The organism is Pleionea mediterranea, from assembly GCF_003148745.1.
GTDB lineage: Bacteria > Pseudomonadota > Gammaproteobacteria > Enterobacterales > Kangiellaceae > Pleionea > Pleionea mediterranea.
This window is the reverse complement of the sequence record NZ_QGGU01000006.1, coordinates 62012-74359: the sequence shown is the minus strand read 5'-3', so window position 1 is coordinate 74359 and position 12348 is coordinate 62012. Positions and strand designations below refer to the sequence as shown.

The window sequence follows — 12348 nt, the reverse complement described above, 5'->3', positions numbered from 1 at the left end:
TTTTTATTGTCAGCTTTTCAGAATGCAACTATAAATAATAAGAGCGTATTAATAAAACGAGAATATTATGTACCGAGTTGCTGACTTTATGACGATTGATCCCATTTGTTTGCAGGATACCAATAGCTTATTTAAGGGCCGAACCACCATGAAAAAATACGCGGTTCGTCACTTACCGGTACTGAATAATGATAATGGTAATTTTGCCGGTATCTTAACGCAAAAAGCGGTACTGTCGAATGCGATAGCGATTATCAACGAAAAAGGACTGGATCAACTCGAAGAACAGGAAAAAGGTCAGTCGGTTGCGGAGGTAATGGATACGGATGTGATAACCGTAGCGCCAGAAACACCATTAATTGATGCCGCAAAATTTTTTAAAGAAAACCGGCACGGCTGCATTGCGGTAGTCGACGAATTGAAAGTGGTGGGCGTATTAACCTCTGGGGATTTTGTTAAATTTGCTATCAAAGTGCTGGATCAGTAATCTAAATACGACAGCTGAATAACTGATCCTTACTTTTGAACTGTTACTTGAATTGTAAATAAATAGTTTCTTAAATTATAAATAATTACTTGAGTCGATTATTGTTCGGTGCCCAATACCCGACGTTTCTCTTCATCAGTTAAAGATTCTTCCACCTGATAATTCAGATCGCCGAGTCGTATTTCCTGCACATTTTTAACGCCAACCGGCTTTTGATAACTCATATGACTTTCACCACGATCGTCCACCCATTTATAGACAATACGATTCATTTCCTGAACAGACATGGGCACACGTTTTAATTTTTCACCACGGAATACAGCAACCACTTCTTTGGCAAACTTCATTTCAGATTCCGTATCCTGATAATTTTTCCAGGCAATAGACCACTGATCAGGGCTGTTTTTCTCAATCCAGACCGCACGACCAATAATTAAGATTAAGATAACTAAAATGGCTAATGACTTTTTCATAAAATGTCTCTTTTGAATATCGAAAGATGCTTAAGCAAAGGTCAACTGAGTCAACCAAGCGCTTTAGTTGTCAAACAACTCTCGCCAAAGTTTAATATCCGAATGTTCCGCATCAACCAGTTCAAAGCCACAGTTATAAGTGGGTTCATCGTTCAATTGATTGCACCATTTAACTTCGCCGGTCAGCAAGTACTTCAAACTGCCCTGCTTAAAATCAATCAATAGTTCAAGAAAGGCGCCTTCCGTTATCGGGTAGTGCGACCGGACTTTAATACCACTGGGTGAAATATCGTCTGTAGAACATTCAACCACCAACCCTTTATCATTTTTTGATGAGGATGTGAGCACTTCAATATACACAGACTCTTGTTTCGGCACACGGTGCTCTTTACGCAACTCATTATTTTCCATAGAACGTCTTATTATAATGGTGGTACAACTTTTAATCTTGCCGAATAATCACTTTTCATCGCAGCCAGATAACTTAATAACCGGATTATAACGACTCATTTGCTCGTTCAACTAAAGAAAGTCAACCAAAAAGGAAGCAGGCCTAAGCTGCGCATACCTCTAGCCAACTTTTAAAGTCTGAACTGGCGTTATCTAAAAAGCATATCCCTGCATGATAAGTGGGTATTTCATCAACTTCAAGACACCATTTGATTTGCCCGGTGAGGTCATAAGAGTCCGGCTTACCTTTCAGGCCAATGGTTAATTGTAAAATTTGACCTATGGGCAGTGGTTCATAACAGACAACTTTAAGCCCGGAGCAGGAGTAGTCGAATAGAGTACTGGCATGAACGCGCGGTTTCCCATCAATTTCCACCACCTTATACTGGATAAACATACCTTTATCGGCGCTGATCCGTTGCTCGGCCCGTTCATCTGAAAATTGCAGCGACATGAGTAAAACCTCTATAAATAAGCCTGCTTTTAAGTATAGTCCAAGCAGAAAAAGAGGCTAGCAAGGCGATTTTCACTAATAAAAACGGACAGTTAGGTCATTCCTCAGCATCTGTACTATAAGCTCTCGAAAAAATAATCACTCATACAGCGAAAGCTCGACGATGGGAAATAAGGCCCTTAGCCGTGTAATAGGGAAAGCTCTTAGCGATGTGGAAAGCCCTTAGCGTTGTGAAAAGCCATTAGCGATGTGGACAGCCCTTAGCGACTTGAAAAACCTTATCGGTGAGCAAAGTAATGCAGTTGGTTAACCTTGGGCAGTTGATCCAGAAAGCTGGAAAAAACCTGTCGACTCAGGTGAATGGAATCATCAATGTTGTACAGAGTATCTTTCCAGATGCTTTCTATCTTCTGTGTCGCCGCTTCATCACCCAACTCTTCTTGATGTTGAGGAAGATGGAGCCAGCGCTTAATCAGGCTTAAGCTTGCCTCCAGATGATATTGAAAACCATAAATAGCGTCATCAATACGAAATGCCTGATTCTGGCATACAGTCCCTGTAGCCAGAGCCGTCGATTGTTTTGGAAAGTCGAAGGTGAATCCGTGCCACTGAAAAACCTTGCTGTCTGAAGCAAGATGATGCAAAACAGGATCCTTCTCACCCTGCGGCGTCAAATGCAGTGGATACCAACCTATTTCAGCGGTTTCTGCCTTGCCCACAGAAGCGCCAAATGCAGATGCTATCAATTGAGCGCCCAGGCAAATGCCCAAAACGGGGATCCCCATTTGATGGGCCTGTAATATAAGCGCTTTTTCCTCATTTAAATGGGGATAAACCGCCTCTTGCCCAATATTCATCGGGCCGCCCAGCAAAATAAGTGCATCGTAGCCTGCAATCGACGGTTTCGCTAAAGGTGTCCGACCAAAATTCACGTAACGAATACGATGCTTTTGCGCACGCAATAAGGGATCGAGCGTTCCCAGAGGCTCATAGGGAACATGCTGACAGACCATTATTTTTGCCAAACCTTACCTCCAATTGCCATATGGGTATCTTTATAACCCAAGAAATAATTATTATTTACAGACGTTTAAGTCTCAAACGCTCTGTTCTCTGACTTTTCTGTATCAAACCGGCAAATCTGTAACCAATGTTTTATTTTATACCAGTATCGCTCAATGAATTAAAAGTGAACAATAAAGGATGGCTATATTAAACTGTTGTTTTTTATATAAGGCCTGACTTTATTCTGTAGTATCTTATTAGAGTCTCTTTTTAGAACCTCATTTTAGAGTATAGTTTTAGTGACCTTCCTAAGAGCTTCCAAAGACAATTCAGAGACATTCACTTAACTTTGCTGCACCCATCGTCTATGGTAACTGTTAGTTTTGAATAAGTCTGTCTTGAGTAAGTTTGGCTTTAGTAAAAACCAGCTTTTAAACTAGGGTATCTGAAGCAGGATCGTTTATAATCTCGTGTCAGATATGTTTAAATGATAGCAATGCAATTACAGAAGTTTATCCGTTAACGAAAATTGTCATTAAGAAAGTACACTTTTAGCATAGCCTTATTAAACAAAGCACAATTATCAGTTAAAGCACAACATTCAACACAGAGTCATAACGTTTATATAAAACGAGATAACTCTTAGAGCAGCTTAAATTCACAGTCAAGCAAGGATTGGTACCGGTGAAACTTTCGATTTTTAATCCGATTAAAAAGCATCCTTTTAGAAGTCTCTTACTATTCTTTCTGATTTTAATAGTGACGGTCATTGCTTTATCATCTTATCTAACCAAGCTGGGTATGCTTTATTGGTTTGAACGTCAGGGAGCAACAGTTTCCATCGATGATTTAGAATTGTCACTGTGGGACTCTAATATTTCGATCAGCGGTTTTAATTCTCAACAAAATGACTATCCTCTAAACTTTCAGCAGCTAACCATTGATTGGCAATGGTCCCCGTTGATGGACAATCAAATTATACTGGACCAATTTAAGCTGGAAAAACTTGAGGCATCACTAGGCTATACCGATGGCACCTTAAGTCATATAGGTTCCATCGATTTAACCAAATTAGCCGGCGATGCAAATAATGACAATACAAACCGTGATAACAATTATGAAGAAAATACATCCACCAAAGCCGAACAAGAAGCCAGGCCCTGGACGCTTAATTTGAATCAATGGGTCATTGATATTGCCAGTGTGTGTTATGTAAATCCGGAGCAATTAAATCAGCTGTTAGTCAATACTTTTCCGCAAAAGCCAAGTGAGTCCGCTGATAACAGCGCCAAAACACTATCCCCACAACAACTTTGTCTTAGCACTGAAATACAATGGCAAGGTCCAATAAATGCAACACTGGCGGCCACTACGCCAGATAAAAGCCCTTCAAAAAATTCAAACAGCTCAGCAACCGAAGTGGATTCAGCGGAAGCGAGTTCAACTGAATTAAGTACAAGCGAAACGGCTTCAACGGAAGCGGCTTCAACTCAAAGAAGTGCTCAGTCTTCTTCACAAACGGAAACTCAGTCTCAACCAAAAACACTTTATCAGGCAAACGGTAAGCTATCGCTTAATAAGGTTAAACTTAAGCTGGATCAGCAAAGTCTTTATCAACATGAATCGCTGATTCTGGAGCAACTGTCGATTAATCAACAACAAATATCCACCGAAGCATTAAACTGGACAAGCATTCGATTAGGCCCAGAAGATTTATCCGATGAGACTATCGATTTGCCAGCCATCAATACCACCATTGAGACTGTTTACGCTAAAGCGCTTTCCTTTCAGTTAACCACACAATCCTTAGCCTTGAATGAATGGGGATTATCAAAGTTAATCGCCTCAGCAGCTAAACCGGAAAAAGTAGTCACAGTGGCACAAGTTAAAAACGTTGATTTAAAAAACTTAAGTTACCTGTCGGATCAGGTTGCGTTTGAATCATTTATTGTCAGTGAACTGCACGGATTTGAAAAACAACAGCTTCCATCAGACAATAATTCCGAAGAGAAAAAGCCTGATACAGATACTGAACCTTCAGAGGCTGAGAATTCAGAAACTGGTGAGTCTAAAACAGAGGATTCTGAAACTGCAAGCACTCAAGCCGGAAGCTCTAAAAATAAAAGCTCTAAAACTAAAATTGCAGAAAATAATTTATCCAACAAGTTTTTAACGGGTTTCAATGAACTATCGGTTAATCAGTTCAGTTTATTCAACAATAAACTGGCGATTCATAATATTACCCAGTCAGGCTTTTATTCTGATTACAAACAAATAACACCCGCCAGCAATAACTTTGCTGTATGGGCTAATGAGTTGACGGCTTCAGCTTATCTCGGATTAAACTCGGCAAACAGCAACGCAGAAAAGCCAGCAGCTGCTGGTGAGCCGAATACAAGTCAATCTAATGAGAGCGCTCAATCTCAAAGTCAATCTGAAAATCAATCTAAAAGCCAATCCCCAAATAATGCTCAACAATCCAGTGATAACATTAAGTCAGATGACGTTAAACCAGATGATGAAACAGAAAATAATAACGGACTAACCATTACCATTGACTCTGTCAAAATTAACGACAGCGGAGAATTGATTTACACCGATCATACGGTCACGCCATCAGCGACCATGAGTTTAAATCACTTCTCGCTATTGCTGGAACAATTTAATACTGATAGAAAACCAATGACCTTAACCGGACAAAGTGAAATTAATAACTCCGGTCGTATGTCGTTTGAAGGCACGGTAACTTTGCAACCTAAAGTTCCCAATATTAATTTAACGGCAAAAATATCCTCTCTCGATCTGGTGCCTCTGTCGCCCTACTCAACCCGCTATATTGGCTATCGCATCGATCAAGGCCAATTATCGGCTGACAGCACGGTAGAAATTAAATCCAATAATTTAAACAGTAAAATAGTTTTAACCTTTAATAAGTTTGAATTGGGAAGCCTGCAAAAAAATGAAAAAAGTGAGTTAAATGCCAAGCTCGGCGTTCCCTTACCCGCTGCACTAAAACTACTAAAAGACGGTGACAATCAAATTAAACTAGAGATCCCGATTACCGGAGATGCTACTGCGCCCAACTTTTCGATTAAAGATGTGGTTTCTACGGTTACGGTTAAGGCCATTAAAACCGCTATTATTTATCAATACTCACCGTTTGGCTTGCTGACCCTGGCTAATGGATTAATCGATTTGGCAACCGGCTTATCGTTTGATCCTGTTGAATTTGATGCTGGAAGCTATGCGCTGAATGACGCACAAATGAAACAATTAGAAGACATCGCAACATTAACAAAGCAAAAGCCACAAGTGTCTTTGGTGCTATGTGCACAAACCTCTCTGCAAGATCTACCAGAGAATCTGGCGGTGGATGAAGAGCTGACGGACAATAAGAAAAAAATTAGCGATAAAAAATTTAAAGCAGAATTAAATCAGCAGCAAGAAAGCTTTTTATTAAAACTGGCCGAGCAAAGACGCAAAGTGGTTCTGTCGGCACTTAAGTCCACTTATGAGGTCAATCCCGATCAACTGCTTACCTGTAATATAAAAGTCAGTGAATTAAATACCAGACACAGTCGGGTAACCATTTCGATTTAACAGCCTGATACACAAGATATTGCAAATATACCCTTAGATTAATCCCCCTTTAACTCAGTAGACATTGCATTAAAGGGGCTCGTTTGATAGCAGCGATCTGACTATCAGTTTCAATCGTGAAAATGTGCGGGGGTTTAAATTTTTGCTCAAATAACGCATAATTACACGTGAACCCTCCTTTTTAACTCTCAATCTAGAAGATTTCATATGAATATTACTAAAGACAAAGTTGTCTCGATGCATTACACCGTGAAAAATAACGAAGGCGCACTTATTGATACGTCTGACGGCAAAGAGCCATTACTTTACATGCAAGGTCATAAGAACATTATTCCTGGCCTTGAAAGCGAAATGGAAGGCAAAACCGTTGGTGATAAAGTTGAAGCGACAATTGAACCAACTAATGCCTACGGTGAAGTTATCGAAGAACTGATCCAGGATGTGCCACGTTCAGCGTTTGAAGGTGTGGACAAGCTTGAAGTGGGTATGAACTTCCAGGCTCAATCTGAACAAGGTCCTGTTAACGTTGTGATCACCAATGTTTCCGATGAAACCGTCACCGTTGATGGAAACCATCCTCTTGCCGGTCAAACCCTTAACTTTAATGTTGAAGTGGTTGAAGTTCGTGATGCAACGGAAGAAGAATTGTCTCACGGCCACGCCCATGGCGCAGGCGGTCACCAGCATTAATGGCGACAACAGATACAGCATGTTTCATGCTGTATCTGACTTTTGATCTCTAACATCTGCTTTCTAACTTCTCGTTTCTTCCAAATCCTGACTGTAATATCCCGTCTTTAATTACAAACTACGTAAACCTTTCACACTTTTAAAACAACGCTTTTGCTTCAACCCTGCTTATAAAAATAGAGTTTAATCACTTTGCTTATTTTTGGCTGAACTAAAAAACAAGATCCAAGTTTAAAATCAGCAGCACCAATGCCATTGTTATAAAGCGATATTTTTTTGTTGTAATAAATTATTTTTGATGCTTTTCCGCTATATCAAGATACGGCTTAATTAACTCCAGTGCCGACTTATCGTTTGCTGGCAATTCAACGGAACTACTTGATACAGGTGTCACGCGTTGCCCCCATTTTACAAATGCAGCGCCCCAGGTCAGGCCAGCACCAAATGCCGGAATGGCCACATTGGCTCCGGGTGTAATCATCCCTCGCTCTAACGCTTCACACAATGCCACGGGTATGGTTGCTGCCGATGTATTGGCGTAGCGCTCCACATTCACCATAACTTTTTCCATAGGTGTATTTAATCGTTTGGCAACCGCTTCTATAATGCGAAGGTTTGCCTGATGTGGCACTACCACATCAATATCTTCTGCCGTCATATTGGCTTTTGCCAATACATCTTCGGTGGCCAAAACCATGCCGCGAGTGGCGCGCTTAAAAATTTCCTGGCCATCAAAATTCCAGGTAACGTGTGAATAAGTATTGGCTGTGCGATCAAATCCAGAACCAAAATTATCGATTGCCAGTGACTCTCTTACATCGCCATAACAGCCCATTTTAGACGACAGTACCCCTACTGGCTCATCGGTTGCTTCAACAACCACTGCACCGGCACCATCACCAAACAATACCGCCACATTACGATTTGACCAGTCCACCGCCCAGGAAAGCTTCTCGGCACCTATCACCAGCACTTTTTTCATGACCTGATTTTTGATTAACGCGGTTGCATTGCTCAGTGCAAATAGAAAACTGCAACAGGCACTGTTTAAATCCATGGCGGCGGCGTTTTTATTACCCAGCTTTTTTTGCACATAAGAAGCGCAGTTGGGCGCTAATGTGGTGGGCGTGGTGGTTCCAAAAATGATGCCATCAATATCGTTGGCTTCTAAGCCTGCACAAGCGATCGCACGCTCGGCCGCCACATAGGCCAACTCATCCACATCCACATGAGATATACGTCTTTCTCGCATGCCGGTACGTGAAAAAATCCATTCATCACTGGTGTCCATAAAGGTGGCCAAATCATTATTGGTCATGATGGCGGGCGGCAGGCATTTGCCCCAACCAGTAATTTCTGCGTATGGCATAAGGTCTCTTTTTCGATAAACAAAATTTGCGAGCTAGTGTAATGAATATATTCCGATTAACTGCTCCAACCTGATGCCGCTATCGACAAAATGATCGCCCGCAACTGCGCAATTTGATCGGCCAGTTTGTTATACTGTCGGCAAATTAATTGAAACAAGGTAACAATATGAGCAACGAGTCACTACCAGAAATGAAAATGGACGCCGATAATCTTTATAAAGAAGAGGTTTATACCGATCAAAAAGTAGGTTCCATTCGAGTAATGACCCCTATTACCGCTGACGGCGAGCCAGATACAGCCCGAGCAACACAGTATCTGGGACAAACTCAGGTTATGACACCGGGCGGCGCCCTTCCCCTGCACTTTGAACTGGAAGCCGATAATCTAAAAGCGGCCATTGAAAAGTTTGCCGAAGGCGCTAAAGATTCTCTCGAGCGTACCATGGAAGAGTTAAAAGAAATGCGACGACAGCAGGCGTCTTCAATAGTGGTACCGGGCCAGGAAGGCATGGGCAACAATAAAATCCAGATGCCTTAATATTACTGCACTGGTTCGATAATTAAGCGTTTATTATTTTAATCGAGCAAATAAAGGTTATCGGTGAAGCATTTAAAGTTTTTCCGGTAACCTGTTTTCAACACCAACTACAGACAACCTTTCAGATTTCCTTCCTTCTGCATGCTTGTGCAATAGACGTTAGTTCCAGTCATATCCCTTTCAAGTTCAGCTAATATTCAGCTGTGACCGTTAAAATGAAGCTATTATCACTCAACCTGTGCAACATCATGACATTAAAAAAACTGTTTCAAATTTCAATTCTGCTGGCCTGTTTTGTAGCATTGAGTGGCTGTGCGTTCCATGGTCGTCATCATGGTCATTACAAGCATGGGCATCATCATTCAAGAATTCATTTGCATGGGCATATGCACGGTAAACCATCCCATGTGGTGGGCGCCTTAATTGCAGGAGCAGTAATTGGCCATGCCATAGAGTCAGCAGCTCATCGGGCACATGAGCGACAACATGATAAAGATGTTGATTCAAATACCCCAGATTTAAACAGTTCTTCAACACAGAACCAAAACGACATTAATAACCCGGAAATGAGCCAACCGAACAACTCATCCAGTGTCGGCAGCTCATTTTATATGACCACACCCAATGGTGAATGTCTGCTGGTTGAGAAGTACCCCGATGGCAAAGAGTCACGATCTCTGGTGAATAAGAAACTCTGCAACAAGCCACAGCCAGATTAAACGACCCGATGAAGCCAGCTTTCGACTAAATCACGTAAAGATAGATAGACAAAAAGTGGCAAGCGCAACCGGCAATAACAAACAGGTGCCAGATGGCGTGGGTATAAGGAATTTTCTTTGCGGCATAAAAGGCTGCGCCAACACTAAAACAAATGCCGCCGGAAAATAGCAACCAGAGCCCACCTATTGGCACCGACTGATAAAGCGGGTAAATCATTACTATCACCAGCCAGCCCATAATCAGATACAGTGCCAGCGACACCCGGGCAAACTTTTCACGCACAAACCATTTAAATAGCAAACCAGCCACTGCCAGCGCCCAGATGGTGATAATGCCCGCGGTACCAACCCAGTTGTCCAGCGAGAGCAACATAAATGGCGTATAAGTGCCGGCAATTAACAAATAAATAGCGGAATGATCCAATAGTTTAAGCTGCTGCCTTAATCCCGGATTTCGGCTGCCATGATACAGTGTGGATGACAAAAACATTAATACCAACGATGCGCCATAAACAGTGACACTGACCACTGCCAGAGCACCTTCGGCACGATAGATCATGGTGATCAATCCAACCAATGCCACCACAAAGCCAATTGCGTGAGAGATCACATTCAAGAATTCTTCACGGTTTGAGTATTGGCTGGTTTTCGAATGTTGCGCGGTTAAATTTGGCGGACTAATCTGGGAATTTGCGTGCATATAAACAACTCTCTTTCTAAATTACAGTAGGAGTTTAATATTTCAGCGTACACATGTACACTGAAATTAGCTTATTTGGCAAATATTTGTGAAAAGTCGGCAAAAGCTTTGAATTCCAGAGCGTTTCCGGCCGGATCCATAAAAAACATGGTCGCCTGCTCACCCGGTTGCCCTTCAAATCGAATATAAGGTTCGATAATAAAGTCGATTTTGTGCTGTCTTAAATGTTCCGCCAGAGATTTCCAGTGTTCAAGCGTCAATATAACCCCATAATGCGGTACGGGAACCTGCTTTCCATTGACCGGATTACAGTGTTGCTTAACGGTTTTCGGATCCAGTGATGGATCCAGATGCAGCACAAATTGATGCCCCATTAAATCCAGATCAATCCAGTGATCCGACTCACGCCCCACTTTACAGTCCAATAATTCGGTATAGAAGGTTTTACATTCGGCCAGATCATGCACCGGAACAGCAACATGAAACGGATTAACCTGTGACATAAGCAATAAACCTTGTGTTAAAAATTTTAGTCTTATTTTAGTCTTAATGTATCGTTAAAAAATTGTTCAAAGGATGATTGTTCCATCAATCGACAACAGGCTCAAGTCGCTTATGGTCTGTAACCACCTTTCTTAAAACCTTTATTTTAATTTCATATTCAATTATATTAAAAATCACCACTGTCTAGGCGCTATGTTTTTATGAGTCTTAAATTATCCGAACACCTGCCATTTCGTATCGCTGTATTATCAAACCTGATGAAACAGGGCTCCAGTGACTTTTTTGTCAAAGACACCAAAATGACTGGTCGGGACTGGCGGGTTCTGGCAATTATAGGTCTGCAGGACTCGATCACCCCAGCAGAAGTGTCCACCATAACCGGTATGGACAGAGCAACCGTTACCCGCTCGATACAGCACCTTGAAAAGCTGCAATTGGTGAGTAAGAAAAAGCACCTGTCCGATGGCCGCAGTCGCTTGATCGCCATCACCGAAAAAGGTCAGCAAACTTATCAGGCACTGATCCCACAGATGTCACGCAATGGCGATGCCTTTCAACAGGTGCTCAGCGATGGCGAATTTCGACTGTTTCTTGAGTTGATCGACAAACTTCAATCCAAAGCAATAGACATTATTAAGCACAACCCTTAAAGTAATTACATATAAAATTATATTTGCAGGAGTACCCTATGCCACTTGTCACCCCATTACCTTCCGATCACAATGCTGAAGTCGCCGAATTAGCAAAATTCTTCAACGAAACACTGGGCTTTTGTCCCAACAGTGTGTTGACCATGCAGCGACGACCGGCGATTGCTCAGGCGTTTATTCAACTGAATAAAGCCGTTATGGAAAATCAAGGGCGTGTGACCAGCGAACAAAAACGCTTGATTGGATACCTCACCAGTGCCAACACCGGCTGCCGCTACTGTGAAGCACACACCATACTGGCTGCCCAGCGCTATGGCGGCACCGATGAACGACTGGAAAATATCTGGGAGTTTCGCAGCAGTGATTTATACAGCGATGCAGAAAAAGCCGCTTTTGAGTTTGCTCTGGCTGCTTCTGCGGTTCCCAACGCAGTGGATGAGTCCATTGAACAAGCGTTACATCAACATTGGGACGAAGGTGAAATTGTCGAAATGTTAGGGGTTATTGCATTATTTGGCTATTTAAACCGCTGGAATGACTCCATGGGTACAACTATGGAAGATGGCGCCGTTGAAGCCGGTAAAACACTTTTAAAACACACAGATTGGGAACGTGGTAAACACGTTTAATTGTGAGTTATATTCTACAAACCTGCTGAGTCAAAGATTTAAACTGCCTCAGCAGGCTTTTTCGATTCTTTATCCATAG

The 12348-nt window shown here is 42.0% G+C and carries 14 protein-coding genes; 7 read left to right on the top strand and 7 right to left on the bottom strand.

Going from position 1 to position 12348, the window contains the following annotated elements; all coding sequences use genetic code 11:
• Positions 1 to 67: 67 nt before the first annotated feature.
• The gene (locus C8D97_RS08960) at positions 68 to 487 is read left to right on the top strand and encodes a CBS domain-containing protein (RefSeq protein WP_109763441.1); all 420 of its coding nucleotides are present in this window, start codon (positions 68 to 70) and stop codon (positions 485 to 487) included.
• A gap of 98 nt (positions 488 to 585) precedes the next feature.
• Here C8D97_RS08960 and C8D97_RS08955 read toward each other — a convergent pair whose 3' ends face one another.
• The 4 genes from C8D97_RS08955 to C8D97_RS08940 form a co-directional block, all read right to left on the bottom strand.
• On the bottom strand, positions 586 to 960 hold the full coding sequence (locus C8D97_RS08955) for a hypothetical protein (protein WP_109763440.1): 375 nt from the start codon (positions 958 to 960) through the stop codon (positions 586 to 588).
• Positions 961 to 1023: 63 nt separating this feature from the next.
• Positions 1024 to 1371 (bottom strand): PilZ domain-containing protein, encoded by a 348-nt coding sequence (locus tag C8D97_RS08950; protein WP_109763439.1) that lies wholly within the window; start codon positions 1369 to 1371, stop codon positions 1024 to 1026.
• Positions 1372 to 1513: 142 nt separating this feature from the next.
• Positions 1514 to 1864: a PilZ domain-containing protein gene (locus C8D97_RS08945; RefSeq protein WP_109763438.1), complete on the bottom strand. Its 351-nt coding sequence runs from the start codon at positions 1862 to 1864 to the stop codon at positions 1514 to 1516.
• A 278-nt stretch (positions 1865 to 2142) separates the two neighbouring features.
• Entirely contained in the window at positions 2143 to 2889 is a 747-nt protein-coding gene (locus C8D97_RS08940) for a type 1 glutamine amidotransferase (protein WP_109763437.1), read from the bottom strand.
• A 664-nt stretch (positions 2890 to 3553) separates the two neighbouring features.
• Here C8D97_RS08940 and C8D97_RS08935 point away from each other — a divergent pair.
• Together C8D97_RS08935 and slyD are read left to right on the top strand one after the other, a co-directional pair.
• Positions 3554 to 6469 carry a DUF748 domain-containing protein gene (locus C8D97_RS08935; RefSeq protein WP_109763436.1) on the top strand — a complete coding sequence of 972 codons (2916 nt, stop codon included), beginning with the start codon at positions 3554 to 3556 and terminating at the stop codon, positions 6467 to 6469.
• Between the two features lie 207 nt (positions 6470 to 6676).
• Positions 6677 to 7159 (top strand): peptidylprolyl isomerase, encoded by a 483-nt coding sequence (gene slyD, locus C8D97_RS08930; RefSeq protein WP_109763435.1) that lies wholly within the window; start codon positions 6677 to 6679, stop codon positions 7157 to 7159.
• A gap of 289 nt (positions 7160 to 7448) precedes the next feature.
• On the opposite strand, the gene C8D97_RS08925 is transcribed toward slyD, so the two are convergent.
• Complete coding sequence (locus C8D97_RS08925; RefSeq protein WP_109763434.1) at positions 7449 to 8528, bottom strand: ketoacyl-ACP synthase III; 1080 nt, start codon at positions 8526 to 8528, stop codon at positions 7449 to 7451.
• A gap of 167 nt (positions 8529 to 8695) precedes the next feature.
• Here C8D97_RS08925 and C8D97_RS08920 point away from each other — a divergent pair, with 167 nt between their 5' ends.
• Both C8D97_RS08920 and C8D97_RS08915 read left to right on the top strand, forming a co-directional pair.
• On the top strand, positions 8696 to 9067 hold the full coding sequence (locus tag C8D97_RS08920; protein ID WP_109763433.1) for a hypothetical protein: 372 nt from the start codon (positions 8696 to 8698) through the stop codon (positions 9065 to 9067).
• Positions 9068 to 9315: 248 nt separating this feature from the next.
• Positions 9316 to 9786 (top strand): hypothetical protein, encoded by a 471-nt coding sequence (locus C8D97_RS08915; RefSeq protein WP_109763432.1) that lies wholly within the window; start codon positions 9316 to 9318, stop codon positions 9784 to 9786.
• A 25-nt stretch (positions 9787 to 9811) separates the two neighbouring features.
• On the opposite strand, the gene trhA is transcribed toward C8D97_RS08915, so the two are convergent.
• Together trhA and C8D97_RS08905 are read right to left on the bottom strand one after the other, a co-directional pair.
• The gene (gene trhA, locus C8D97_RS08910) at positions 9812 to 10486 is read right to left on the bottom strand and encodes a PAQR family membrane homeostasis protein TrhA (protein WP_109763431.1); all 675 of its coding nucleotides are present in this window, start codon (positions 10484 to 10486) and stop codon (positions 9812 to 9814) included.
• A 71-nt stretch (positions 10487 to 10557) separates the two neighbouring features.
• Positions 10558 to 10989 (bottom strand): VOC family protein, encoded by a 432-nt coding sequence (locus C8D97_RS08905; RefSeq protein WP_109763430.1) that lies wholly within the window; start codon positions 10987 to 10989, stop codon positions 10558 to 10560.
• 201 nt (positions 10990 to 11190) lie between these two features.
• Between C8D97_RS08905 and C8D97_RS08900 the strand changes: the two genes are divergently transcribed.
• Entirely contained in the window at positions 11191 to 11640 is a 450-nt protein-coding gene (locus C8D97_RS08900) for a MarR family winged helix-turn-helix transcriptional regulator (protein ID WP_109763429.1), read from the top strand.
• 38 nt (positions 11641 to 11678) lie between these two features.
• Positions 11679 to 12269: a carboxymuconolactone decarboxylase family protein gene (locus C8D97_RS08895; RefSeq protein WP_109763428.1), complete on the top strand. Its 591-nt coding sequence runs from the start codon at positions 11679 to 11681 to the stop codon at positions 12267 to 12269.
• Positions 12270 to 12348 lie beyond the last annotated feature (79 nt).